This is a genomic window from Mesorhizobium sp. WSM4906 (assembly GCF_029674625.1).
Lineage (GTDB): Bacteria > Pseudomonadota > Alphaproteobacteria > Rhizobiales > Rhizobiaceae > Mesorhizobium.
In genome coordinates this window covers 3,395,557-3,418,688 of record NZ_CP121355.1, presented here as the reverse complement: position 1 = coordinate 3,418,688, position 23,132 = coordinate 3,395,557, and the positions used below count along the sequence as shown (strand labels likewise).

Here is a 23,132-nt window from a genome sequence, read left to right as displayed (position 1 = left end):
AAACTTAACGTCAACAGGCTGTCACCTGTCTGTCATGACGCTGCGCTACCCGCTTGCGCCAACGCAAACGGGGAATCACCTTGCCATGTCGGATGTTTCGGGAGAACTCGTTTTTCGGCGCGGCAAGGAAGTTGGAAAAGCGGTCTATCAGAACCGCGCACTGTCGAAGGACGGCATTTCCGAGCGGCTCTTCGCCTTCTTGTTTTCCGGCCTCGTCTATCCGCAGATCTGGGAGGACCCGGACGTCGACATCGAGGCCATGCAACTCGGCGCCGGCCATCGCATCGTCACAATCGCGTCAGGCGGCTGCAACATTCTGGCTTACCTGACCCGCTCGCCGGCCCGGGTCGACGCCGTCGACCTCAACGCCGCGCACATCGCGCTGAACCGCATGAAGCTGGAAGCCGTGCGCCATCTGCCATCGCAGGGTGACCTGTTCCGCTTCTTCGGCGCCGCCGACACCAGCCACAATTCTGAAGCTTACGACCGTTTCATCGCGCCGCATCTCGATCCGGTCAGCCGCCACTACTGGGAGCGTAGGAACTGGCGCGGCCGACGCCGCATCTCGGTCTTCGACCGCAACTTCTACCAAACTGGCCTGCTTGGCCTGTTCATCGCCATGGGCCATCGCGTCGGCAAGCTGTTCGGCGTCGATCCGGCCGGCATCATGAGGGCCGAAAACATCGGCGAGCAGCGCCGCTTCTTCAACGAGGAGTTGGCGCCGATCTTCGACAAGAAGCTCCTGCGCTGGGCGACGTCGCGCAAGGCCTCGCTGTTCGGCCTCGGCATCCCGCCGGCACAGTACGATTCGCTGATTACCTCCGGCGACGGCTCGATGGCGAGTGTCCTGAAAGCGCGGCTGGAAAAGCTCGCTTGCGATTTCCCGCTGAAGAACAACTATTTCGCCTGGCAGGCCTTTGCCCGCCGCTACCCGGAACCCGGCGAGGCTGCGCTTCCCGCCTATCTGGAAAAGCGCAATTACGAGACGATCCGCGCCAACATCGATCGCGTCGCCATCCATCATGCCAACCTGATCAAATTCCTGGCCGGCAAGGATGCGGGCTCGGTCGACCGTTTCGTCCTGCTCGACGCGCAGGACTGGATGACAGACGACCTGCTCAACGATCTGTGGACAGAGATCACCCGCACGGCCTCGGTTGGCGCGCGCGTGATCTTCCGCACCGCGGCCGAGCCCAGCCTGCTGCCCGGCCGCGTCTCCAACTCCCTGCTCGACCAGTGGCACTATGACAGCGAGGCCTCGCGCGAATTCTCGGCCAAGGACCGCTCGGCAATCTATGGCGGCTTCCATCTCTACGTGAAGCGCGCCGCATGAGTACGACGGAGCTGCCGGCCAGCCATGCCGAGCTGATGGATGGCGTCTATCGCTGGCAGCGCCACATCTACGACCTCACCCGTAAATACTACCTGCTCGGCCGCGACCGGCTGATCGCGGGGCTCGACGTGCCGCGAGGCGGCACCGTGCTCGAGCTCGGCTGCGGTACCGGCCGCAACATCGTTCTTGCCGCCCGCCGCTATCCGGACGCCCGATTCTTCGGCCTCGATATCTCGGCCGAAATGCTGGAAACGGCCAAGGCCGCAATGGCCCGCGAAGGACTTGCGGCAAGGGTCGACCTGGCGCGCGGCGACGCCACGGATTTCGATGCCAGGGCGCTTTTCGGCACCTCGCATTTCGACCGCGTCTTCGTATCCTATTCGCTGTCGATGATCCCCGGCTGGGAAAAGACGGTTTCGGCGGCGCTCGCCGCGCTTGCACCCGGCGGTTCGCTGCATGTCGTCGATTTCGGCCAGCAGGAAGGGCTGCCGCGCTGGTTCAGGACCTTGCTCCGCGGCTGGCTGCGGAAATTCCATGTCGAGCCGCGCGCCTCGTTGCGCGACGTGCTTGTATCGGAATCCGAACGGATCGGCGCAACCTTCCATTTCAGAACGCTTTATCGCGGCTATGCCTGGCTTGGCGTGATCGGCCCCCGAAAGTAGCCTGCCCTCAGTGATGCAGGGCCTTCACCAATGCGGCCACCATCGTCTGCGGCCGGTAGCCGAGCTTGGCCGGCGTCAGCCCAAGACGCACCACCACCAATTGCTCCGATGGGATGATGGCCACTGTCTGGCCGTCATGGCCTTCCATCCAATAGGTGTCTTTGGGCAGCCCGGCCGCGGCGCCCGCGCCTGGACTACCCTCGTCGCCCGGACCCTCGATCCAGACCTGGCCCTTGCCGTAGACTTTCGATGCCGGCGCGGGTTGCCGCATCCAATCGACGAAGCCAGCCGGCAGGATCTGTGCGCCGTTCCAGACGCCGCCCTGCAGCAGGAACTGGCCGAAGCGCGCCCAGTCATGCGCCGTGGCGTAGAGGTAGGACGAGCCGACGAAGGTGCCCTGCTCGTCGGTCTCGAGCACGGCGCTGTGCATACCGAGCGGCTCGAACAGCGCGGTCCGCGGCCATGCCAGCGCCTTCGCCTTGTCGCCGATCGCGTCCTGCCACAGCCGCGACAGCATGACGGCCGTGCCGCTCGAATAGGAAAACACCTTGCCCACTTCGCCGCTGAGCGGTTTGGCATCCGCGAAGCCCGCCATGTCCGGCTCGAGATAGAGCATACGCGTCACGTCGGCGACGTCGCCGTAGTCCTCGTTGAACTCCAGTCCGCTCGACATCGCCATCATGTCGGCAAGGCTGATCGCCGCCCGCCCATCGGCCTTCCACGACGCGAACAGGCCCTTGCTGTCGAGCGCCATCTTGCCGTCCTTCATCAGCGTGCCGACGATCGCCGCATTCACCGTCTTGGTCATCGACCATCCGAGCAGCGGCGTCTTGACCGAAAAGCCGTCGCCATAGCGTTCCGCGACGATGCGGCCGTTTTTCACCACCACGACCGCACGCATGCCGGTCCCGGCCATGGCGGCATCGTCGATGATCTTTGAAACCTCCGGATTTTGCGACGCATCCACGCGCTCGCCATCAGGCCAGAGCGCATCTGGCTGCGTCGTCGGAGCGGCCGGCGCCACATGCGGGACGGCCTGCCTTGCCTTGCCGGTGTCGCCATCGGGAACCGACGCGCAGCCGACTCCGTCGCGCTCGACGGCGACGCTCTTGCCCAGCACCCAGAACAGACCAGCCGAAACCAGCCCTCTTTCCTTGTCGACCGAAACCTTCATCAGGCGAAGCAGCGGATGGCCTGGTGCCTGAACGTCGACCGCCAGCACTTCATTCGGGTCGCGGCCGACGATGAACACGTTCGAGCAGACGATCTTGGCCGAATAGCCGGAGCCGACGCGGATCAATTCGGGCGGCGCAAGATAAAGCCAGGCGAAGAGCGCGACCACCGCCAGCACCACGAGGCCCAGCAGCCACTTGATGAATTTCACGACAGCCCGCATCTTTTTCCCGCCCCTTGGATTTCCGGCACGCTTTATGTCATCGATTTGCCGCCATTGCTTCCGCAAAATCACGACCGATGTCGAGCGCCGTCAATGGATTATCAACCATGTTCGGCGATCACGGAGGGATGACGCCCAAAAGCGCCAAGCTGCTTTGGGACACCGACATGCATGAAAGAAGGGCGGTCCTGTGGGGCGATCGTCCGGAGGGGGCCCGCGTAAGCGACCACCATCAGTGAAGGACCCATCAGCGGCCGGCTGATCCCGGCTCGGGGGATACCATGCGCCGTCTTGCGGCCATCCTGATGCTTACGCTGTTGGGCGCCTGCTCGACCGTCGACGATCTTTCGCCGCTGTCGCCGTCGTCGCAGGCAGTCGCGGTGCGCGCGCCGCGCTTCGAAGATTCCAAGCCGCATGAATGGGACAGCGGCGCGCCATGGAACTATGCCATCCACGGCACCGACGTCTCCAAATACCAGACCTCGGTCGACTGGCCGACGGCCAAGGCCAACGGTATTTCCTTCGCCTTCATCAAGGCGACCGAGGGCGGCGACCGGTTCGACGACTATTTCAACGAACACTGGGCACGCACCAAGGCCGCCGGAATCCCGCGCGCGGCCTATCATTTCTTCTATTTCTGCACGCCGGCCGCCACCCAGGCGAGATGGTTCATCGCCAACGTTCCAAGAGATGCGTCGGCAATGCCGCCGGTGCTCGACATGGAATGGAACCCCAAGTCGCCGACCTGCAGGCTGCGCCCAGATCCCGCGACCGTGCGCACCGAGATGACCACCTTCCTCGAGATCGTCGAGCGCCATTACGGCAAGAAGCCGATCATCTACACCTCGCTCGACTTCTTCGACGACAACCAACTGGCGACATTCCGCGGCTATCCCTATTGGCTGCGCTCGGTCGCCGGTCATCCGCGTCAGAAGTATGGCAGCCATCCCTTCACCTTCTGGCAGTACACCGGCACCGGCATCGTACCCGGCATGACCGGCAAGTCCGACATCAACGTTTTCAACGGCTCGGAAGCTGCCTGGAACAAGTGGCTGCGGCAGAACACCCGTTGACATCGGCCCCCGTGCCTGCTTTTCGACAGGGCGGGCGGCGATAGTTGCAACCGCTGGTGATGCGGAGCGGCGCACCCCACCAGGGTGCCGAATGGCGCTCCTGGGCTTTGAAATCTACGCATGATCCTATTCAGACCCGGCCGGGTGCTGGCGATCATGCGGCGGTCTCGAAAGGGAAGCGATGCGATTGCGCGTTGATATCTTGGCGGCGCTGGTTCTCGGTGCTCTGGCCTGGCCTGTGGCGGCGCAGGAATGCGGCGGCGATTTCGAAGCCTGGAAACAGGGCGTCGCGGCCGAAGCCAAGGCGGCCGGCGTCGGAGACGTTGGCCTGGATGCGCTGGAAGATGCCACGATCGACCAGAAGGTGCTGGCACGCGACCGCGCCCAGGGTGTGTTCACCCAGACCTTCACCGAATTCTCGAACCGCATGATCTCCGGCTACCGCCTGAAGCAGGGCGCGGCCAATCTGAAGAAATATGCCGACGTCTTCGCGCGCGCCGAAACGGAGTTCGGCGTCCAGCCGGCCGTCATCACCGCTTTCTGGGGACTTGAGACCGATTTCGGCGCCGTTCAGGGCGATTTCCATACGCTCGATGCGCTGGTCACGCTCTCGCACGATTGCCGCCGGCCCCAGCTCTTCCGGCCGCAGCTGATACCGCTGTTGACCTTGATCGACCGCGGCGTGCTGCCGGCCGACGTCAAGGGCGCCTGGGCCGGCGAGATCGGCCAGACGCAGATCCTGCCCACCGACTACCTCGCCCGCGGTGTCGACGGCGACGGCGACGGCAAGGTCGATCTCAGGAACAGTGCGCCGGACGTCATTATGACCACGGCCGACAAGATCGTGTCGCGCGGCTGGAAGCGCGACCAGCCCTGGGTCGAGGAGGTGCGCGTTCCTGACGAAATGCCGTGGGACCAGACCGGCCGCACCAACAAGCTGCCATTGTCGCAATGGGCCGCGTGGGGCGTCACCAATCCGAACGGCACGCCGCTGGTCGACAACGGCTTGAAGGCCGGTCTGGCCTTGCCGATGGGCCGCAAGGGCCCCGCCTTCCTGACCTACGACAATTTCGACGTTTATCTGGAATGGAACCAGTCCTTCACCTACGCGCTCACTGCAGCGGTGCTCGCGACCCGTCTGGCCGGCGCGCCGCAATTCGATCCGCGAACGCCGGAGCCCGGCCTCAACGGCGACCAGATGAAGGCGCTGCAGACCAAGCTCGAAGCCAAGGGCTACGATGTCGGCACCGTCGACGGCATCCTGGGCACCAACACACGCGAAGCGATCCGCAAGGAGCAGATGCGGCTCGGCCTTCCGGTGGACGGCTGGCCGACGCCGGAGCTGCTGGCGAAATTATAGCACCCTCTCCTTCTCCCCTTGTGGGAGAAGGTGGATCGGCGCGCAGCGCCGAGACGGATGAGGGGTGTTCCAGCGGAGTGAGGCGCTGGCGTTCCCTGGAACACCCCTCATCCGACCGAGCTTCGCTCGGCCACCTTCTCCCACAAGGGGAGAAGGAGAAGCTCAATCCGCCATCGTCTCCAAACTCGCAAACCCCTGCGGCGCATCGCCTTCGTCGAAAGGTGTCGTCACTTCCACAAACGTATCGGGAAAGAAGCCGTTGAAGCGGGTCCTGAGCGACAGCGAATAGGCGCCGATATGGCCGATCTCGATCCAGTCGCCGGTGTCGACCGTTTCCGGCAGCCAGAACGGCCTGGACAGGATGTCGACGGAATCGCAGGTCGCGCCGCAGACCTTGAACGGCACGATGGTCTTCTCGCTGCCGTTGCGCGTGCGGATCGCGGGGTCGGGGATGAAGCGCGCCGGCAGCGTGATCTTGCCGGTCCATGAATCGGAGAGCGACGCCCAGATGCCGTCATTGATGTAGAGCCTTTTGCCCTTGCGCAAGAGCACGCGCACGATCAGCGACAGGCAGCGCGCCACGATCACGCGGCCTGGCTCGGCGACCAGCGGCATCTCGTCGAATTGGTATTCCTTGAGGTCGCCGGCCAGCCGCGACATCAGCTGGCCGAGCGACGGCATCTCGATGTGCCTGCGATTGGGGTCGTGGCCGTATTCGGCGGGAAAGCCGCCGCCGACGTCGAGCCCGGCAATGTCGAAGGTCAGCCGGTTGCGCACCCAGTCGGCCGAGGCCAGCGCCCGCTCATAAGTGTCGGGATCCTCGATCTGGCTGCCGACATGAAAGCAAAGGCCGACCTTGTAGCCGGTGCGGTTGAGCCGCTCGGCAAGCTCGACCGCATTGGCCGGCCCGGCACCGAACTTCTTCGATAGCTCATAGGCGGCGTGCCCCTTGGTCTGGATGCGCACGAACACGGTGAGCGCGCCGGGGTCGATGTCGAGCGCCCGCACCACCCGCGTCAGCTTGGTGATCTCGTCCTCATGGTCGAGCGAGATCACGCGGATGCCGTATTTCTCCAGCGCCAGCTTGATGTCCGACTGCGCCTTGACCGGATGCATGTAGAGCATCTCGGCATCCGGCGAAACGGCGCGCACGGCGGCGAACTCGCCCGGCGAAGCGACATCGAAGGCGCTGACGCCTGCCTCGATCAGCGTCCTCAGCACGATCTGTTCGCCATTGGTCTTCACCGCATAGGCGGTCTTGCCGGGAAACATGCCCATGAACTGCAAGGCGTCGGCCTTCAGCACCTGCGGGCGGAAGCAGTAGACCGGATCGTCCGGGCGAAGCGCCAGTGCCGCCTCGCGGGCATTTTCGAATCGCTGCATGGACGAATCCTTGATCTGGCCGCGCACAATTAATCCTAGCTAGCCGCCAAAGAAAACAGTTCTGTGTCTCGCCTTCCCCCGCGGCCGGCCGCACCCTTTCGCCAACGCTAAACCACTGGTCAGGTTTCGGGTGGCCCTTGCCCCCAGACCGGATATCGGTTGCAACTGTTCGGCGGGCTTGAGATTGCGACCGGCCTGGGAGGGTTGAAGAGATGACGATTACGGCTGGCGCCGCGGCGACTCGCGGACCGATGACGCTCAAGGACTGGGCTCAGCTGCTTTTGCTCGGCGCGATCTGGGGCGGCTCGTTCTTCTTTGCCCGCATCGCCGTGTCCGAGATCCATCCGCTGGCGCTAGTGCTGTTTCGCGTCGCCATCGCCGCGGCAGCGCTTCAGCTCTATCTGGCGGTCCGCGGTCCGTCTTTCCGCTTCGCCTTTCCCTATGCCGGGCTGTTCTTCCTGCTGGCGCTGACCAACAACGTCATTCCCTTTTCGCTGATCTTCGCCGGCCAGACCGAGCTTGGCGCCGGCGTTGCGTCCGTGCTCAACGCCACGACGCCGTTCTGGACGCTGATCCTCGCCAATGCGCTCACCACGGACGAAAAGCTCTCCTGGAACAAGCTGGCCGGCATCGCGCTCGGCGTTGCGGGAACGGCGGTGATGATCGGCCCGGGCTTGATTGCCGGCCTCGGCGGGCCGGTCTGGGCCAAGTTCGCGCTGATCGGCGCCTCGCTATCCTACGCGGTCGCGTTGATGATCGCGCGCCGCTTCAAGGGCGTCCCCTCGCCGGTGATCGCCACCGGACAGTTGACCGCGTCGACCATCATCATGATCCCCGTCGTGCTCCTCACCTACGGCCCGGCCGGGCTGTTTTCGGTCTCGTCGCCGGTCTGGGCCGCAGTGCTCGGGCTGGCGCTGCTTTCCACCGCCTTTGCCTACATTCTCTATTTCAACCTCGTCGCCTCGGCCGGCGCCACCAACGCCTCGCTGGTGACTTTGATCGTGCCTGTCAGCGCCGTGCTGCTCGGATTCCTGTTCCTCGGCGAGAGGTTGGCGGCCTTCGAGATCGGCGGCATGGCGCTGATCGGACTCGGCCTGATCACCATCGACGGCCGCCTGTTCGGCCGATGGTAGCGGTGCCATGCCACGGCTTCGCCATAATTTTTTCACAACTTTTGGATCGATTTTTGCCGAAGAGTTTCAACGGCTAACGACAAATCGGCGGTCGCAAATTCCACAATCACGTCGCAATGCAGCATATTTTCCGCTTGCCTGTGACCCAAATGACTCTAGATTCCGGCCATAGCTCTTAAGAGGAGGCTATGACATGGGACTGACGAGGCCAATCAACGCATTGATGATCTGTGCTGCGTTTGCATTCATCGGCGCCCTTATCATAGGCGTTCTTCCCTGACCCGCCGAAGCCGGGAAGACCAGCACCGCAAATAGTCCAAATCAATTCGAGAAGGCCGGGTTCCACCCGGCCTTTTCCATTCAGGCTGCAGCCGACCCAGCAGCCTCCGATTCATGCGAGCGGATGCCGATCATGTGGCAGACGGCAAAGACCAGATCGGCGCGGTTCATCGTGTAGAAATGGAAATCGCCGACGCCGCGCTCGACGAGATCGTGCACCTGCTCGGCCGCCACGGCTGACGCCACCAGCGCATGCGTCTGCGCATCGTTCTCCAGCCCCTCGAAGCGCTCGGCCAACCATGCCGGCACCAGCGCGCCGCAGCGCGAGGAGAAATTGGCGACCTGCGTGAAATTATGCACCGGCAGGATGCCGGGCACGATCGGGATATAGATGCCGGCGCGGCGCGCCCGCTCGACATAGCGCTCGTAGAGATCATTGTCGAAGAAGAACTGGGTGATCGCCCGCGTCGCGCCATTGTCGACCTTGCGCTTCAGCATGTCGATGTCGGTGGCGAAATCCGGGCTTTCCGGATGCTTTTCCGGATAGGCCGAAACCGAGATGTCGAAATCGCCGACGCTCTTCAGCGCTCCGACCAGTTCGGCGCCGTTGGCATAGCCATCGGGATGCGGGCGGTACGCGGTTCCCACCCCCGCCGCCGGGTCGCCGCGCAGGGCGACGAAACGGGTCACGCCGAAGCCGGCGAATTCCCGGATGACGGCGTCGACCTGATGGCGGGCCGCGTCGACACAGGTCATATGCGCCGCCGGCGTCAGCGTCGTCTCGTTGAGGATGCGCTTCACCGTCCGCGCCGTGCGCTCCCGCGTCGAGCCGCCGGCGCCGTAGGTCACCGAGACGAATTTCGGCTTGAGCGGCTCCAGCCGGGTGACAGTGTCCCACAACCTTGCCTCCATCTCGTCCGTCTTCGGCGGGAAGAACTCGAACGAGACCCGGACCTTGTCGCCAATGTCGGGGCGGCGGGAAAAGCGGAATTGGTTCATCAGGCTGTTTCCCTTGCTGGTAGCGCATCATTGGACGGGTCGGCAATCAGCAGCCGGCGATCGCGGCCGAGCCAGAGCTTGACGGTGAGTTTTGCCTCGGCCTGGCCGCGCGGCTCGAATTCCTGGCTGTCCTCGAGATCGAGCCCTGCCTCCTCGAACCAGTCGGCGATCTGCCGATCGGAGAAGCCGAGCCGCATATGGGCGTGCTGGTCGCGCAGGAACTCCAGATTATGGGGCGCGAAGTCGACGATGACCAGCCTGCCCGCCGGACGCAGCAGCCTCGCCGCCTCGCCGATGGCCCGTGCCGGATCGTCGAGATAGTGCAGCACCTGGTGGATGGTGACGAGATCGAAGGCGTTGCGCTCGACGGGCGGCGAAAAGATGTCGCCCTGGCGCACCTGCGCATTGGCGACCCCTGCCCTGTCGAGATTGGCGCGCGCCACCGTCAGCATCTCGCGTGACATGTCGATGCCGACGCCGCGCCTGTAGAGCGGCGCGAAGATTTCCAGCAGCCTGCCCGTGCCCGTACCGAGGTCGAGCATCGACTGGAACGGCCGTTTGCCGACGAGCTTGAGCAATGCGGCTTCCACCGCTCGATCGGGCACATGCAGCGAGCGAATGCGGTCCCAGCTCGCGGCGTTCACGGAAAAATACTCGGCGGCCCGGTCCTGCCGCTTGCGCTTGACCGCGGTCAGCCGCTCCAGATCGCGTACCACCTGCACATCGGCCTCGCGCACGCCAGAAACCAGACGTTGCACGAAATCGCGCGAGCTGTCCGTATCGGACAGCCTGAAGAAGGCCCAGGACCCTTCCTGGTAGCGGCCGATCAGCCCCGCGTCGAGCAGGAGCTTCAGATGTCGCGAGACGCGCGGCTGCGACTGGCCAAGGATTTCAGTGAGGTCGGAGACCGTGAGATCCCCACGCGACAGCAGCACCAGGATGCGCAGGCGGCTGGATTCGGCTGCCGCCTTCAATGTATCTACCATCGTGTCGAGCGTGACATGCATGAACGGGTACTCGCTGAAAGATATAAAGATATGTTTATGTCGAATTTGAAACCCTGGCAAGCACTATGTCGCTTCCGGACAAGAAAATGGCGCAGCCGTGACCCTCGCGCCGCGAACGATTGAGCGGACGAGGGCGATGTTCGAGATACGCGAGGGTGAGAAGCTCCTTGAAACCGACCCGGCGGATATGCCGCCCGACGGCCATGTCGTCTTCATCGGCCGCATAGTCTCGCCCTGGACGAGCCGCGAGGACTGCCCGAAGAACATGCGCGCCGCCCGCGACACCGGACGGGCGGCAGCCATCCTGATCGACGAGCGCTATCGTCCGGGGCTGCAGAATCTCGACCGCGCCAGCCACGTCGTCATCCTGTCCTGGCTCGATCATGCGCCGCGGAATCTGATTGTGCAGAAACCGCGCCATGCCGCTGAACCGAAAGGCGTTTTCTCGCTACGCTCCCCTGCCCGGCCAAACCCCGTCGGACTGCATGTCGCGAAGCTCGTCGCGCTCGATATCGAGGGAGGCCGGATCGAGATCGATGCCATCGACGTGCTCGATGGCACGCCGGTCGTCGACGTCAAGCCCTACTACGCCTCGATCGACGCCTTCCCGGAAGCGAACATTGCCGGGCGTGACGAGAAATGAGCACGCCGACCGGCCGCCGCCGCGCCATTGCCAAGGCACTGACCGCGCTCTTGCCGCTCGGCCCTTACGCGGACATGGAAAAGATCCGCGCCGATGCTGGGGCCGTGCATATGAAGACCTTGCCGCCGACGATCGCGGTGTGGCTGGCAACCATCGCCCATGTCCGCCACGCCCACACCGACTACGAGAAATTGCTCGCCGAAGGCTATGACCGGGACTCGGCGCGCTTCTTCGTGATCGATCAAACCAATGAGGTGCTCACCCGCTGGCGCGCGACGCGCTTGTTGGAAGAGGACGACGAGGACGAATGAGGTCGTCCAGCCACCTGATCGGCCAAGCAGCGCCAGCGGCCTGGCTCTACTTCATTCGGGGCCGGACGCTAGCCTGCCTTCCCGGAACGACGAAGGAGGAATGAAATGAGCCAGGCCGCCCCCAAGCCCGCTGCGCCGCTGCCCATTCTTTCAGATCGTCACGTCGACCCGCACGCCTATCCGGACGGCGTCGCCTACCTAGATGGACAATACCTGCCGATGTCGCAGGCCAAGGTCTCGGTGCTCGACTGGGGCTTTCTGCACTCCGACGCCACCTACGACACGGTCCATGTCTGGGATGGCCACTTTTTCCGTCTCGATCTGCATCTCGAGCGTTTCTTCGGCGGGTTGGAAAAGCTCCGCATGGCGATCCCGTTCGACCGCGACGGCGTCGCCGAAATCCTTCACAACTGCGTTGCGCTGTCCGGCCATCGAGCAGCCTATGTCGAGATGCTGTGCACGCGCGGCGCATCGCCGACCTTCAGTCGCGATCCGCGTCAGGCGGTCAACCGGTTCATGGCTTTCGCCGTCCCCTTTGGCTCCGTCGCCAATGCCGAGCAGCTGCGTCGCGGCCTGCATGTCGCGATCAGCGACAAGGTCCGCATCCCGCCCGCCTCGATCGATCCCTCGATCAAGAACTACCATTGGCTGGACCTGGTGCGTGGGCTCTACGACGCCTATGACCGCCGCGCCGACACCGCGTTGATCCTCGACTTCAACGGCAACGTCGCCGAAGGTCCGGGCTTTAACGTGTTCTGCGTCAAGGCGGGCAAACTGTCGACGCCCGCCGTTGGCGTTCTGCCCGGCATCACGCGCCGCACCGTGTTTGACTTATGCGCCGAGGCGGGACTCCCTGCGGTGGCGGCGGATGTCAGCGTGGCCGCGCTCAAGACAGCCGATGAAGTCTTCATCACCTCGACTGCCGGCGGCATCATGCCCGTCACGACGATCGACGGCGCGCCTGTCGCCGACGGCAAGGTCGGCGTGATCACTGAGCGTCTGATGGCACTCTATTGGAACAAGCACGACGATCCGGCCTGGTCGAGCCCGGTGCGCTACTAATGCATGTCGCCCAAAGTGCGCAGCGGTTTGGGAGAACGGCAGGCATCAAAACAAAGACTTGAAGCGCGTCGCCTGAATCCGTTTCAGCGCGATGCGCTTTAGGCGCGATAGATCCACTGCTCCGGCACCCGCACCGATATCTCCTCGCCTGTCCTGATGACGCCCGGCTTCTCGACCCAGGCGACGAGACCGCGCAGGCGCTTGGCTGCTTTCGGAAACAGCAATGCCCCAGCCTCGTGATCAGTCATGCCGGCATGCTCGGCCACCGAGCGGCCGGAAAAGCGGCAGGGCCCGTTCTGGGCGTCGACCTTGACGGTCACGCCGCCCTTGAAAAACAGCAGCGATCCCGCCGGCAGCATGGAAAGATGCGGCACGCCTTCGATAAGCAGGTTGGCGCCGATCCACTCCGGCTTGATCTCCGCGATGCCCATGCGCTCGGCAACAATGGCCAGTTCGTCGGCGGCGACCAGAGACAACTGCCGCTCGTTGCGCATCTCGGTGCCACGCGGATACCAGGGCTCGCGCCCGCCCGAACGCCGCGTCGCGCCGGCATGGAAATCGCCCTCGATGCCGTCGAAGCCGAGCCGCAATTCCTCCACCCGTCTTGTCTCGAAATGATCGGAAGGCGCCGTGTAAAGCGCCGCGGCCATCGCCGCGAGCTTGCGGCCCGGCACGATCTCGAAGGGCGTTTCAATCGTGGAGAACAGGTCCGGCATCGGTTTCGCCATTTGAGTCGGCCGCTTTTCGCACTTCGGCTGCCCAGGCGGCAAGAGCGATCTCGGCCATAGCCCTGAGGTCTTCCGCCGAAGCGCCGTCGCGCGCCTGGATCGACATTCCGTGCATGACGCCGGTCAGGTATTTGGCCAATCGCTCGACGGACAGATTCGCCGGCAATTCGCCGGCCTCTTGGCCCTTGCCCAGCCGCGTCGCGATCGCCGCTTCGGTCGCCTTGCGATATGTCTTGAGCTCGTCCGCGACGGCTTGCGCCTGCGGCGAGGTCGCCAGCGCACCGCTGATGAAAAGGCAGCCGCCGGGCTTGCCCGGCCGGGTGTAGGCCTCAGCCGCGCCCATCAGCAGCAAACGGATCGCCTCCTTGAGCGGCACCGGCGCGCTAAGCGCGTCGAGCGCAAAACCGATCTCCCTTTCGTGGTAGCGCGCCAGCGCCCGACGGAACAGCGTCTCCTTGTCGGTGAAGGCATTGTAGATCTGCGGCGGCGTCAGGCCCATGGCCTCGCGCAGCATGGCAAGTGAGGTCGCTTCATAGCCATGCTCCCAGAACAAATGCATCGCGGCGTCGAGCGCAACCTCCGGGTCAAATGCACGCGGCCTGCCGCCGCGTGACTTCTCGAGATTTTCCATAGTGATCGATACGAAACCTGTTGACTTGCCGATTTGATGTAACGTAACAATCAATACGTAACCTGACAAGCGCAAAGCACCAGAGCCGTCAGGGCCATCCGCAGCAAGCAAGGGAAACCCATCATGCCGATCACCGTGACCGCGCCCGAAGGCGTGCTGACAGCAGCTGGAGAGCGCGAAATCCTTCCCCGCCTGAGCGCCGCGCTCATCGAGGCCTCCGGAGCCACCGGGAATGCATTTTTCACTGCAATCGTCGGCGGAACGGTCCATGTCCTGCCGAATCATCGCATCTATGCGGGCGGTGCCAACCGGCCTGTCGTCATGGTGGAATTGAAACTGCCGAACATAGGCCTTGCCTCCATCGAGGCACGAGAGGCATTCATCATGGCCGCCGCAAGCATCGTCACCGACCTTTGCGTGCCGGGTCACAGGCCCGAAAATACCTGGATCAACATTCTCAATGCGCCCGACGGCGGCTGGGGTATCGGCGGCCGGCAATATTCAGGCGAGGCGCTGGTCGCGGCGGCGATGGCCGCCGCATGACGACCACGGTTCAGAAGCAAGGACACGGGATGCGGTTTTCTCCCTCGCTGTTCTTCACGACCAACTGCGAGGAGGCTCTCGCCTTTTACGAATGTTGCGGCCTCGGCCGGGGAACAGTCCTGCTGCGCTGGGGTGAAAACAATATGCCCGTGCGAACCGAGGCCATGCGAGGGAAAGTGCTGCATGCCCGTTTCGAGGGGCCGGGCATCCTTTTTCACGCATCCGACAATGACGACGCCGAGCCCATGAAAGGCTCGGCGCTGATGTTGGAGTTCGACGACCTCATCACGATGCGGGCGCTGTTCGGTAACATGGCCGAGGGCGGCGGGATCACCGTGCCTCTGGCGCGTCGATATTGGGGGACGAGCTTCGGGATGCTCGTCGATGCCTTTGGCGTACAGTGGATGTTTAGCTGTTCGAGCGAATAGGAGCGGTGTCTGCCCGCCGCCCGCCCTTGCGATCACGACGTTCTTACTGGCCGCCACTATCTTTGGCCCCGCGGCGTCGCTTTCATGGCGGCGCCAAGACGAAAGGTTGATCATGCATCCCGGACCCGCAATCGCTGCCTTGTGGCTGGCTTGGATCGTATCCTGGGCTTTGGCCTCCTTCTGGGCCGACCCCGCGCAAAAGCGCGCAGGCTTCAGGGCTGAGGCGCAATATCGGGTACTGTGGCTCGCCGGCACCATCCTGCTGTTCGTGCCGGCGCACGGCTATGCCGGCAGGCTGCGGCTGTGGACGCCGACGCTTGCCGAGACGTGGATCTGCGTCGCCCTGATCGCCATCGGCATCGCCTTCGCCTGGTGGGCGCGCCTGCATCTCGGCAGGCTGTGGTCCGGCACCATCACAGCCAAGGCCGATCATCGCGTGGTCGAGACCGGTCCCTATCGGCTGGTCCGCCACCCGATCTACACGGGCCTGCTGCTGTCGATCCTGGCCACCATGGCTGCGAAGGGCACGGTCTGGGGCATCGCCGGCGCCGGCCTTCTGCTTGTCGGCATCGTCGTCAAGGCGCGACTGGAAGAGAGCTTCCTGCGCGGCGAGCTCGGCCCCGCCTATGACGACTATGCCAGGCGCGTGCCGATGCTGGTGCCCTTCGCGCCCGCTTGACGTGGCTTTCAGAGCATCCTGAGCAGCGCGCCACCGATCGAATAGCCGGCGCCGAAGGCGCAGAGCAGGCCGAAATCGCCGGCCTTCATGTCCGCATGGTTTTCGGACAGCGCCACGATCGCGCCGGCGCCCGCCGTGTTGCCGAGCCGCTCCAGCACCATCGGCGCGCGGTCATGGTCGACATCGTGGCCGAAGGCGAGTTTCAGGATCATCGCGTTCATGCGCGCATTGGCCTGATGCAGCCAGAAGCGGCGGATGCCTTGCGGCGTCAGCCCATGCTCGGCCAGGAATTCGACGATGAATTTATGGCCCGCGACGGTGACTTCCTTGAACACCTTGTTGCCGACCTGCTTGATCAGATTGCCTTCGAGGTTGATCTGGTAGGGATCGTCCTGGGCGGTGCGGGTGTGGTAACCGAGATTGGTGCGGATGTTGTTCGACATCTGCGTCCAGGTGCGCGTGTCGAGCACCTCGAAGCGCCCCGGCTGCTTCTCGCCCTGGTTGAGCCCTTCGACGATCATCGCGACGGAGGCGTCGCCGAAGATGAAATGCGTCTGCCGGTCGCGGAAATTGAGATGGCCGGTGATGATTTCCGGCGTCGACACCAGAATGCGCCTGTGCGCCCCTGCCCTGACCAGGTTGACCGCGATGTGCAGCGCCGCCGCGGCTGAAGAGCAGCCCAGCCCCATGTCGAAGCCGGCGCCCTTGGTGCCCAGCGCCTCCTGCATCTCGATGGCGATCGCCGGATAAGGCCGCTGGTGATGCGAGGCCGAGCAGATCACCAGATCGATATCCGACGCTTTCACGCCGGCATGAGCGATCGCTTTCCTGGCGGATGCGATGCCGAACTCCGCCTGGAGCGACAGCGCGTCATCCGGCCGCGCCGGAATCCGTGGCGCCATACGGGTGGGATCGAGGATGCCTTCGCGCTCGATCACATGGCGGGTCTGCACCCCCGATGCATGGACGATGAAGTCGCTGTCCGACTTCTGCAACAGCGTCTCGCCGGTGACGGCACGGCGCGCATTTTCGGTATCAACCCAGCTGTTGAAGCTTCCGACCAGCTCTTCATTGGTGATGACTGGCTCGGGGATTTCGGCGCCGATGCCGCTGATGATGACGCGATGCATGTCCAATCCGTCCGAGGCGCAGCCTGTTGGTGCCGAAGCGGGCGGGCCACCCTTGTCGCATTTGGCCGGTTTATGCCAGCTTAAATCTCTGCTGCGCGGCTATCGCGATGAGTTGACCGGAAGCGGTCAGGCGCGCTTGGCGATGATGAAGATGCGCGGGAAGCGCAGCAGCACCTTGCCGTTCGCCGTCTTCGGATAGGCCTTTGCAATCTTGGCGGCATAGCTTTCGAGGAAAGTCTTCTTCTCGCCCGCGTCGAGCGGATCGAGAAAAGGCTTCAGTCCCGTCGCCTTGACCCATTCGACGACCGCTTCGGCGTCGGCCAGCGGATGGTTGTAGATCGTGTGCCAGATATCCACCCGATCCGCGAGCGGCGACAGGAGATCGTAGTAGAAGGAAACCGGCGGCAGCGACGCGCGCGCGGCGCCTTTCAGCTTCGCCGAGAACGGCATCTCGGCCGCCGTGTCGCGCATCAGCTGATGCGAGGGTTCGGCGAGATTGTCGGGCATCTGGATGGCGAGAGCGCCGCCGGGCGCAAGCAGTCCCATCAGCCGCTGGAACACCGCCGGATGCTCTGGCAGCCACTGGAAAACGGCGTTGGCGAAGATCACGTCGACCGGCTTCTGCGGCTGCCAGGTGGAAGCATCCGCAAGTTCGAAATTGACATTGGGCAGCCGCGCCCGCGCCTTCTCGATCATGTCCGGCGAAGTGTCGAAGCCGCGGACTTCGGCATCCGGCCAGCGCTCGACCAGAAGCTCGGTCGAGTTGCCCGGACCGCAGCCGATATCGACGACGCGGCGCGGAAAGTCGACGGGAACTTGTGCCGCCAAGTCCCGCGCCGGCCGCGTGCGCTCGTCCTCGAATTTCAGATATTGGGCGGCGGACCAGTCAGCCATTTCAGAACCTCGTATTTGTTCGCCACCCGTGGACTGTCCTACCTTGTCAGCCGCTTGTGCGTCATGCGGTGCGGGGTCGCCGCTTCGGCGCCCAGGCGGCGCAGCTTGTCCTTCTCATATTCCTCGAAATTGCCCTCGAACCATTCGACATGCGCGTCGCCCTCGAAGGCGAGCATGTGGGTCGCCATGCGGTCGAGGAACATGCGGTCGTGGCTGATGATGACGGCGCAGCCGGCATAGGCTTCGAGCGCATCTTCCAGCGCGCTCAGCGTCTCGGTGTCGAGGTCGTTGGTCGGTTCGTCGAGCAGCAGCACATTGCCGCCGCCCTTCAGCATCTTGGCCAGATGCACGCGGTTGCGCTGGCCGCCCGAGAGGTTGCCGACCTTCTGCTGCTGGTCGCCGCCGCGGAAGTTGAACGACGAGCAGTAGGCGCGGCTGTTGACCTCGTGCTTGCCGAGCTTGATGACCTCGGCGCCGCCGGAGATCTCTTCCCAGACCGTCTTGTTCGGGTCGAGCGCGTCGCGGCTCTGGTCGACATAGCCGAGCCTCACGGTTTCGCCCTTGCGGATCGAGCCCGCATCCGGCGTTTCCTGGCCGGTGATCATCTTGAACAGCGTCGTCTTGCCGGCGCCGTTCGGGCCGATGACGCCGACGATGCCGCCCGGCGGCAGTTTGAACGACAGGTCCTCGATCAGAAGCTCGTCGCCAAAGCCCTTGTTGAGACCCTCGACCTCGATGACGACGTTGCCGAGGCGTTCGCTCGACGGAATGACGATCTGCGTGTCGGTGGGCCTGCGGTTCTGCGACTGCTCGACCAGCTCCTCATAGGCCTTGATGCGCGCCTTGGACTTGGTCTGGCGCGCCTTCGGCGAGGACTGGATCCACTCGCGCTCGCGCCAGATCGCCTTCTGGCGGGCATCGTCCTCGCGTCCTTCCTGGATCAGGCGCTTGGCCTTGGCGTCGAGATACTTGGTATAGTTGCCCTCGTACGGAATGCCGCGGCCGCGGTCGAGCTCGAGGATCCAGCCGGTGACATTGTCGAGAAAGTAGCGGTCGTGGGTGATGATCAGCACCGAGCCCGGATAGTCGCGCAGGTGCTTTTCCAGCCATTGCGTGGTCTCGGCGTCGAGGTGGTTGGTCGGCTCGTCGAGCAGCAGCAGGTCGGGCTGCTCGAGCAGCAGCCGGCAGAGCGCCACGCGGCGGCGCTCGCCGCCCGACAGATTGGTCACCTCGGAATCTGCGGGCGGGCACTGCAGCGCGTCCATCGCCATCTCGACCTGCTGCTCGAGGTCCCACAGGTTGAGGCGGTCCATCTCGTCCTGCAGCTTGGCGGACTCGTCGGCCGTCTCGTCGGAATAGTTCATCATCAGCTCGTTGTAGCGCTCGATGATGGCGGTCTTCCTGGCGACGCCGTCCATGACGTTTTCACGCACGGTCTTGCTGGGGTCGAGCTGCGGCTCCTGCGCGAGGTAGCCCACGGTCGCGCCCTCGGCCAGCCACGCCTCGCCCTGATACTCCTTGTCGAGCCCGGCCATGATGCGCAGGATCGTCGACTTACCCGAACCGTTGGGGCCGAGGATGCCGATCTTGGCATCCGGGTAGAAGGACAGGTGGATGTTGTCGAGCACCTTCTTGGTGCCGTAGGCCTTCGACAGGCCGGACATGTGATAGATGAACTGGCGAGCCACGCGCGCTTTCCCTGGAAACTGAGGTGTCACATTGGATGGGGGTTGCGCGCTATGTAGGCGATGAAGCGCCTAACGGCAATCGCTTTCAGCATCCCGGACCTTCCTGAGGCTTTCGCTGGATTGGAGGCAGCCATGCGTAGTCGATCAAATCCTTGCACGGCCCGAGCCGGTGAAAGCAGCGGTTAACCATTCCCCTTCAGAACGAAGAAGGTTGGGGAATCGCGGCAAGGCCGCGATTTTCGGGAGAGATCGGATCGACGACGTGCTGAACGGTTCCTTGCTGCTTGCCGAAGCGGTTCTGTACTTCGGCGCCATGGTGACGCTCTTCCGCTTCCGGCGCCGCATCGGGCTCGGCGTGTTCATCTGCGCGCTCGGCGTCATGCATTTCCTCGAAACCTACCTCGCCAGCACCTTCTATGTCGCGCTGCCCTTCGGCATGGTCTCGCCCGGCTCCGCCGTGATGTTCTCCGGCAAGCTGGTGATGCTGCTTCTTCTGTATATGAAGGAGGACGCCGCGACCGTCCGCCAGCCGATCTACGGCCTGCTGCTCGGCAATGCGCTGATGATCGCTCTCGTGCTCGTCCTGCGTTTGCACGCGATCTCGCCGCTTCCGGACGGCAAGATGCCGGATATCGCCTTCATCGACGAGATGGGCTGGCTGATGGCGTGGGGCACCTCGCTGCTCTTCGTCGACGCCATCCTGATCATCCTGCTCTACGAAAAGCTCGGCGCCTATCTGCGCCATTTGCCTCTTGCACGCACCTGGCTTCGGTCGCCTGCGTGCTGACATTCGACCAGGCCGGCTTCTTCACGGCGCTGCATTTCGTCGCCGGTGCGCCGATCGAGGTCTTCTTCGGCGGCTGGTTCGCCAAGATGGCCGCGGCACTCGTCTACAGCGGCATGCTTGTCGCCTACCTCGAATGGGTGGAAGACCACGAGATTGCCGTGCCGCGCGGCCTCTCCGACATTTTCGACACCCTCACCTATCGCGAACGCTACGAGGCGCTGGTCAAGCATGTCGGCCGCGACGGCCTGACAGGACTGCTGCATCGCGGCAGCTTCGATGCCGACGGCGAGGCGGCTGTCGCGGCGTGCATCCGGACCGCCAAGCCGCTCAGTCTGCTGATCGTCGATGTCGACCATTTCAAATCGATCAACGACCGGTTCGGCCATGCCGAGGGCGACAAGGTGCTGAAATCGATAACCGCCGCGCTGATCGAGACTGTCGGAAGCGAGGACCAGGTGTTCAGGATCGGTGGCGAGGAGTTCGCGATCCTGTGCCCTCGGCCGCATTCGCTGGCAAAGCTGCTCGGCGAAAGCATCAGGAACGCAGTCAAGACCTCAGGCCATACCAGCCGTTTCAACATAACCGTCAGCGCCGGCGTCTCGACGGTCGGCGAGACGACGCGCTGCCTGGCCGACATTTTCGCATTGGCCGACCAGCGCCTCTACAAGGCCAAGTCGAGCGGCCGCGACAGGGTGGTCGGCGAGCCGGGCAGCGACGCCAACAACCGACGGGCAGCTCCGAAGACCGCCTGACTTCGACAGCCAAAACCCGGCTGCCGAGCTCTTACTGAAACCCGATCGCGTCGACCGTGCCCTTCGGGCAACCGGCCTTGCCCGTCGGCGCCGAAGCCATGAGCAGGTCGGCGAGCTTGCTGTCGGGACCGATCGGGCCGGAGAGGCCGAGCGTCAGCTCGCCGATCAGCCGCCGGCCGCTCGACGGATCGACCAGGCAGGAAACGCGCACCCGGTCGCCGGCGCCGGCGCCGAAGGCCTTGTCGAAGGCATTGCGGATCTGCTCCGACGTCAACTGCTTGCCGATGTTCTTGGTGAAGAGGTCGCGCACCGGCGAGGCATTCACCGCGCGCATCAGATTGAGCGCGTCGGAGAAATAGTCCTGCTGGCTCTTGCCGTAGCAGGTGCCGTGCTTGACCCACTCATGGCGTTCGAGCTTGGAAGCCGTGCCCGGCATAACCTGGTCGAGCTCGGCGCGCGTGCCGGCATCGAGATTGACGGGCGGCAGGTCCCCCCAATGCGCGGGGCTGTCGTTGGCCTTGTCGCCGGCCGACACCTGGCAATAGAAATTGCCGTTCGGCTGCGGCCACAGCCCATGCAGGGTGAAGTGGGAAGCATCGAACTCGCTGGGGCTCTGTGCCTTGCATTCGGGCTTGCTGCCCTTGGTCTCGCAGAAGGCGGGCTGCCAGCTCAGAGCGAAGACATATTCAGGCTTGCCGGAGGCGGGCTGCGACGGCTTGGCCTGGCCGGCGGATGCCGGTGCGGCCGCGGCGCCGCCGCCGGTGACATGGCCGCAGCCGATCCTCACCCAACGTCGTTCCGGATCGGCTCCCGGAACCTGGATGAGGTAGTGGGTGGGTTCGTCCTTGTTGCCGGCCAAAAGCTGGTAGCTCTGTCCTGTTTGAGTGGACACGTCGCCAGGATTCTTGCCGCTCTTGATGGCTTGCGTCGCAGGACAGGCGCTGTCGGCCACGAAGGTGCCGCTCATCTTCACATCGGCATGCGCCGCGTCGGCGCCAACCAGAGCCAGAACAACCGAACCCCACAATGCCCAAGCCCGCATTCCCGCTCTCCCGGCGATCATTGAACCGTATTGAATTCGTCACACTAGAACAGGCGAAGTGTCAGAATTACGATCTTTTTCGTCGCGCGAAAATAATCCCCAGGAGAGCGATGGGCGCGCCCGATCCGGTCGAAAGGATCGCGCTCTCTTGACGCCGTCGAAACCCTCGCCCATCAGTCGCGAAGGGAGCGAGACATGCCATTTGACAGGAAGACCAGGCTGGCCTCACCGACCGGGGCCGACCTCAACCTCTATGTGAGACAAGCGCGGACATCTCCGCGCGCCGTCATCCAGATCAATCACGGCCTGGCCGAGCATGCGGCGCGTTACGCCCGCTTTGCCGATTTCCTCGCGGACCGCGGGTTCCATGTCTATGCCCATGACCATCGCGGTCATGGCGCGACAAAGGCGCCCGACGCGCCGCTCGGTAGGTTCGCCGACGTCGACGGCATCGCCAAGGTGATCGCCGATGTCGGCGCGGTGCATGATCTGATCGCCGCAGAGCATCCAGGATTGCCGGTGATCGCTTTTGGACATTCGCTCGGCGCCTCGATCGCGCTGAATTTCATCCTGCGCCATTCCGGGCGCATCCATGCCGCCGCGATCTGGAACGGCAATTTCGCGCAAGGCCTGCTCGGCCAGCTGGCGCTGGGCATCCTCGGCTGGGAGCGGATGCGGCTGGGATCGGACGTGCCGTCGCGCCTGCTGCCGAGGCTCACCTTCCAGGCCTGGGGCAAGGCCGTGCCCAACCATCGGACCTTGTTCGACTGGCTGTCGCGCGATCCGGTCGAGGTCGACAAATATATCGCCGATCCGCTCTGCGGCTGGGATGCCTCCATCTCGATGTGGCGCGATGTGGTCGAGATGGCGCTTTACGCCGGCAAGGATTCCAGCTTTACCGGCGTGCGGCGCGACCTTCCCGTCAACCTGGTCGGCGGCGAGAGGGACCCGGCTTCGGACTATGGTAAGGCGGTTAGCCACCTCGCCCGGCGCATGGACCGAATGGGCTTTTCGAATCTGGTTTCAAAGGTTTACGCGGAGACGCGGCACGAAAGCCTGAACGAGGTCAATCGAGATCTCGTCATGAACGATTTCTCCGCCTGGGCAGACAACGTGCTGAAGTCGTGATCGGCGTGGCCTACAGCATGAGTCGTGACACAGCCTGCTACGATTGATAGAGGCTGCGCTT

The 23,132-nt window shown here is 63.9% G+C and carries 24 protein-coding genes; 14 read left to right on the top strand and 10 right to left on the bottom strand.

The annotated features are described in order from the left end of the window. The first annotated feature begins 34 nt into the window (after positions 1-34). Together QAZ22_RS16250 and QAZ22_RS16245 are read left to right on the top strand one after the other, a co-directional pair. Positions 35-1,333, top strand: coding sequence for a DUF3419 family protein (locus QAZ22_RS16250; protein ID WP_278201773.1), 1,299 nt, complete (start codon positions 35-37; stop codon positions 1,331-1,333). Then, a complete protein-coding gene (locus QAZ22_RS16245; RefSeq protein ID WP_278201772.1) occupies positions 1,330-1,995 on the top strand; it encodes a class I SAM-dependent methyltransferase in 666 nt (221 codons plus the stop codon). The genes QAZ22_RS16250 and QAZ22_RS16245 overlap by 4 nt, the downstream gene beginning before the upstream one ends. Before the next feature lie 7 nt (positions 1,996-2,002). Here the strand turns inward: QAZ22_RS16245 and QAZ22_RS16240 are convergent, their stop codons facing one another. After that, the gene (locus tag QAZ22_RS16240) at positions 2,003-3,391 is read right to left on the bottom strand and encodes a serine hydrolase (RefSeq protein ID WP_278201771.1); all 1,389 of its coding nucleotides are present in this window, start codon (positions 3,389-3,391) and stop codon (positions 2,003-2,005) included. 281 nt (positions 3,392-3,672) lie between these two features. Between QAZ22_RS16240 and QAZ22_RS16235 the strand changes: the two genes are divergently transcribed. Together QAZ22_RS16235 and QAZ22_RS16230 are read left to right on the top strand one after the other, a co-directional pair. Next, positions 3,673-4,464: a GH25 family lysozyme gene (locus QAZ22_RS16235; protein WP_278201770.1), complete on the top strand. Its 792-nt coding sequence runs from the start codon at positions 3,673-3,675 to the stop codon at positions 4,462-4,464. A gap of 181 nt (positions 4,465-4,645) precedes the next feature. Further along, a complete protein-coding gene (locus QAZ22_RS16230) occupies positions 4,646-5,824 on the top strand; it encodes a lytic murein transglycosylase (RefSeq protein WP_278201769.1) in 1,179 nt (392 codons plus the stop codon). 162 nt (positions 5,825-5,986) lie between these two features. Here the strand turns inward: QAZ22_RS16230 and QAZ22_RS16225 are convergent, their stop codons facing one another. Beyond that, positions 5,987-7,207 carry an alanine racemase gene (locus QAZ22_RS16225; protein WP_278201768.1) on the bottom strand — a complete coding sequence of 407 codons (1,221 nt, stop codon included), beginning with the start codon at positions 7,205-7,207 and terminating at the stop codon, positions 5,987-5,989. A gap of 212 nt (positions 7,208-7,419) precedes the next feature. Between QAZ22_RS16225 and QAZ22_RS16220 the strand changes: the two genes are divergently transcribed. Further along, positions 7,420-8,340: a DMT family transporter gene (locus QAZ22_RS16220; protein WP_278201767.1), complete on the top strand. Its 921-nt coding sequence runs from the start codon at positions 7,420-7,422 to the stop codon at positions 8,338-8,340. Between the two features lie 360 nt (positions 8,341-8,700). On the opposite strand, the gene metF is transcribed toward QAZ22_RS16220, so the two are convergent. Both metF and QAZ22_RS16210 read right to left on the bottom strand, forming a co-directional pair. Then, on the bottom strand, positions 8,701-9,618 hold the full coding sequence (gene metF, locus QAZ22_RS16215; RefSeq protein ID WP_278201766.1) for a methylenetetrahydrofolate reductase [NAD(P)H]: 918 nt from the start codon (positions 9,616-9,618) through the stop codon (positions 8,701-8,703). Further along, positions 9,618-10,625 (bottom strand): metalloregulator ArsR/SmtB family transcription factor, encoded by a 1,008-nt coding sequence (locus tag QAZ22_RS16210; protein ID WP_278201765.1) that lies wholly within the window; start codon positions 10,623-10,625, stop codon positions 9,618-9,620. Before QAZ22_RS16210 ends, metF begins: the two co-directional genes overlap by 1 nt. 136 nt (positions 10,626-10,761) lie before the next feature. Between QAZ22_RS16210 and tsaA the strand changes: the two genes are divergently transcribed. The 3 genes from tsaA to QAZ22_RS16195 all read left to right on the top strand — a co-directional run bounded on the left by tsaA (position 10,762) and on the right by QAZ22_RS16195 (position 12,641). Then, positions 10,762-11,268 carry a tRNA (N6-threonylcarbamoyladenosine(37)-N6)-methyltransferase TrmO gene (gene tsaA, locus QAZ22_RS16205; RefSeq protein ID WP_278201764.1) on the top strand — a complete coding sequence of 169 codons (507 nt, stop codon included), beginning with the start codon at positions 10,762-10,764 and terminating at the stop codon, positions 11,266-11,268. Next, positions 11,265-11,579, top strand: coding sequence for a DUF2293 domain-containing protein (locus QAZ22_RS16200; RefSeq protein ID WP_278201763.1), 315 nt, complete (start codon positions 11,265-11,267; stop codon positions 11,577-11,579). The genes tsaA and QAZ22_RS16200 overlap by 4 nt, the downstream gene beginning before the upstream one ends. A gap of 105 nt (positions 11,580-11,684) precedes the next feature. Then, complete coding sequence (locus tag QAZ22_RS16195; protein ID WP_278201762.1) at positions 11,685-12,641, top strand: aminotransferase class IV; 957 nt, start codon at positions 11,685-11,687, stop codon at positions 12,639-12,641. Positions 12,642-12,739: 98 nt separating this feature from the next. On the opposite strand, the gene QAZ22_RS16190 is transcribed toward QAZ22_RS16195, so the two are convergent. After that, on the bottom strand, positions 12,740-13,357 hold the full coding sequence (locus tag QAZ22_RS16190) for an MOSC domain-containing protein (protein ID WP_278201761.1): 618 nt from the start codon (positions 13,355-13,357) through the stop codon (positions 12,740-12,742). Continuing rightward, complete coding sequence (locus QAZ22_RS16185) at positions 13,332-14,270, bottom strand: TetR/AcrR family transcriptional regulator (protein WP_278201760.1); 939 nt, start codon at positions 14,268-14,270, stop codon at positions 13,332-13,334. The genes QAZ22_RS16190 and QAZ22_RS16185 overlap by 26 nt, the downstream gene beginning before the upstream one ends. A gap of 51 nt (positions 14,271-14,321) precedes the next feature. Between QAZ22_RS16185 and QAZ22_RS16180 the strand changes: the two genes are divergently transcribed. The 3 genes from QAZ22_RS16180 (at position 14,322) to QAZ22_RS16170 (ending at position 15,650) form a co-directional block, all read left to right on the top strand. Next, positions 14,322-14,543, top strand: a complete 222-nt coding sequence (locus QAZ22_RS16180) for a hypothetical protein (RefSeq protein ID WP_278201759.1) — start codon at positions 14,322-14,324, stop codon at positions 14,541-14,543. 29 nt (positions 14,544-14,572) lie between these two features. Continuing rightward, positions 14,573-14,971 (top strand): glyoxalase/bleomycin resistance/extradiol dioxygenase family protein, encoded by a 399-nt coding sequence (locus QAZ22_RS16175; protein WP_278207862.1) that lies wholly within the window; start codon positions 14,573-14,575, stop codon positions 14,969-14,971. A 112-nt stretch (positions 14,972-15,083) separates the two neighbouring features. Beyond that, positions 15,084-15,650, top strand: a complete 567-nt coding sequence (locus QAZ22_RS16170; protein WP_278201758.1) for an isoprenylcysteine carboxylmethyltransferase family protein — start codon at positions 15,084-15,086, stop codon at positions 15,648-15,650. A gap of 8 nt (positions 15,651-15,658) precedes the next feature. On the opposite strand, the gene QAZ22_RS16165 is transcribed toward QAZ22_RS16170, so the two are convergent. From QAZ22_RS16165 to ettA, 3 genes are all read right to left on the bottom strand, one after another. Beyond that, positions 15,659-16,780: a beta-ketoacyl-ACP synthase III gene (locus QAZ22_RS16165; protein WP_278201757.1), complete on the bottom strand. Its 1,122-nt coding sequence runs from the start codon at positions 16,778-16,780 to the stop codon at positions 15,659-15,661. 126 nt (positions 16,781-16,906) lie between these two features. Continuing rightward, on the bottom strand, positions 16,907-17,674 hold the full coding sequence (tam, locus tag QAZ22_RS16160; RefSeq protein WP_278201756.1) for a trans-aconitate 2-methyltransferase: 768 nt from the start codon (positions 17,672-17,674) through the stop codon (positions 16,907-16,909). Between the two features lie 38 nt (positions 17,675-17,712). Further along, complete coding sequence (ettA, locus tag QAZ22_RS16155) at positions 17,713-19,362, bottom strand: energy-dependent translational throttle protein EttA (RefSeq protein ID WP_278201755.1); 1,650 nt, start codon at positions 19,360-19,362, stop codon at positions 17,713-17,715. A 262-nt stretch (positions 19,363-19,624) separates the two neighbouring features. Here ettA and QAZ22_RS16150 point away from each other — a divergent pair, with 262 nt between their 5' ends. Next, positions 19,625-20,149, top strand: coding sequence for a hypothetical protein (locus QAZ22_RS16150; protein WP_278201754.1), 525 nt, complete (start codon positions 19,625-19,627; stop codon positions 20,147-20,149). Continuing rightward, positions 20,143-20,901 (top strand): GGDEF domain-containing protein, encoded by a 759-nt coding sequence (locus tag QAZ22_RS16145; protein WP_278201753.1) that lies wholly within the window; start codon positions 20,143-20,145, stop codon positions 20,899-20,901. The genes QAZ22_RS16150 and QAZ22_RS16145 overlap by 7 nt, the downstream gene beginning before the upstream one ends. A 31-nt stretch (positions 20,902-20,932) precedes the next feature. Here QAZ22_RS16145 and QAZ22_RS16140 read toward each other — a convergent pair whose 3' ends face one another. Then, positions 20,933-21,943: a ribonuclease gene (locus QAZ22_RS16140; protein WP_278201752.1), complete on the bottom strand. Its 1,011-nt coding sequence runs from the start codon at positions 21,941-21,943 to the stop codon at positions 20,933-20,935. A gap of 195 nt (positions 21,944-22,138) precedes the next feature. On the opposite strand from QAZ22_RS16140, the gene QAZ22_RS16135 reads away from it, so the two are divergent. Further along, a complete protein-coding gene (locus QAZ22_RS16135; RefSeq protein WP_278201751.1) occupies positions 22,139-23,071 on the top strand; it encodes an alpha/beta hydrolase in 933 nt (310 codons plus the stop codon). The last annotated feature ends 61 nt before the right edge of the window (positions 23,072-23,132 follow it).

Coding starts and splice junctions, on each gene's coding strand:
- QAZ22_RS16175 (WP_278207862.1), top strand. CDS start 14,573: ATGCGGTTTTCTCCCTCGCTGTTCTTCACGACCAACTGCGAGGAGGCT.
- metF (WP_278201766.1), bottom strand. CDS start 9,618: ATGAACCAATTCCGCTTTTCCCGCCGCCCCGACATTGGCGACAAGGTC.
- QAZ22_RS16200 (WP_278201763.1), top strand. CDS start 11,265: ATGAGCACGCCGACCGGCCGCCGCCGCGCCATTGCCAAGGCACTGACC.
- QAZ22_RS16220 (WP_278201767.1), top strand. CDS start 7,420: ATGACGATTACGGCTGGCGCCGCGGCGACTCGCGGACCGATGACGCTC.
- QAZ22_RS16165 (WP_278201757.1), bottom strand. CDS start 16,780: ATGCATCGCGTCATCATCAGCGGCATCGGCGCCGAAATCCCCGAGCCA.
- QAZ22_RS16180 (WP_278201759.1), top strand. CDS start 14,322: ATGGTGGAATTGAAACTGCCGAACATAGGCCTTGCCTCCATCGAGGCA.
- QAZ22_RS16235 (WP_278201770.1), top strand. CDS start 3,673: ATGCGCCGTCTTGCGGCCATCCTGATGCTTACGCTGTTGGGCGCCTGC.
- QAZ22_RS16140 (WP_278201752.1), bottom strand. CDS start 21,943: ATGCGGGCTTGGGCATTGTGGGGTTCGGTTGTTCTGGCTCTGGTTGGC.
- QAZ22_RS16185 (WP_278201760.1), bottom strand. CDS start 14,270: ATGGACCGTTCCGCCGACGATTGCAGTGAAAAATGCATTCCCGGTGGC.
- QAZ22_RS16245 (WP_278201772.1), top strand. CDS start 1,330: ATGAGTACGACGGAGCTGCCGGCCAGCCATGCCGAGCTGATGGATGGC.
- QAZ22_RS16210 (WP_278201765.1), bottom strand. CDS start 10,625: ATGCATGTCACGCTCGACACGATGGTAGATACATTGAAGGCGGCAGCC.
- tsaA (WP_278201764.1), top strand. CDS start 10,762: ATGTTCGAGATACGCGAGGGTGAGAAGCTCCTTGAAACCGACCCGGCG.
- QAZ22_RS16225 (WP_278201768.1), bottom strand. CDS start 7,207: ATGCAGCGATTCGAAAATGCCCGCGAGGCGGCACTGGCGCTTCGCCCG.
- QAZ22_RS16240 (WP_278201771.1), bottom strand. CDS start 3,391: ATGCGGGCTGTCGTGAAATTCATCAAGTGGCTGCTGGGCCTCGTGGTG.
- QAZ22_RS16250 (WP_278201773.1), top strand. CDS start 35: ATGACGCTGCGCTACCCGCTTGCGCCAACGCAAACGGGGAATCACCTT.
- QAZ22_RS16230 (WP_278201769.1), top strand. CDS start 4,646: ATGCGATTGCGCGTTGATATCTTGGCGGCGCTGGTTCTCGGTGCTCTG.
- QAZ22_RS16170 (WP_278201758.1), top strand. CDS start 15,084: ATGCATCCCGGACCCGCAATCGCTGCCTTGTGGCTGGCTTGGATCGTA.
- QAZ22_RS16190 (WP_278201761.1), bottom strand. CDS start 13,357: ATGCCGGACCTGTTCTCCACGATTGAAACGCCCTTCGAGATCGTGCCG.
- QAZ22_RS16135 (WP_278201751.1), top strand. CDS start 22,139: ATGCCATTTGACAGGAAGACCAGGCTGGCCTCACCGACCGGGGCCGAC.
- tam (WP_278201756.1), bottom strand. CDS start 17,674: ATGGCTGACTGGTCCGCCGCCCAATATCTGAAATTCGAGGACGAGCGC.
- QAZ22_RS16195 (WP_278201762.1), top strand. CDS start 11,685: ATGAGCCAGGCCGCCCCCAAGCCCGCTGCGCCGCTGCCCATTCTTTCA.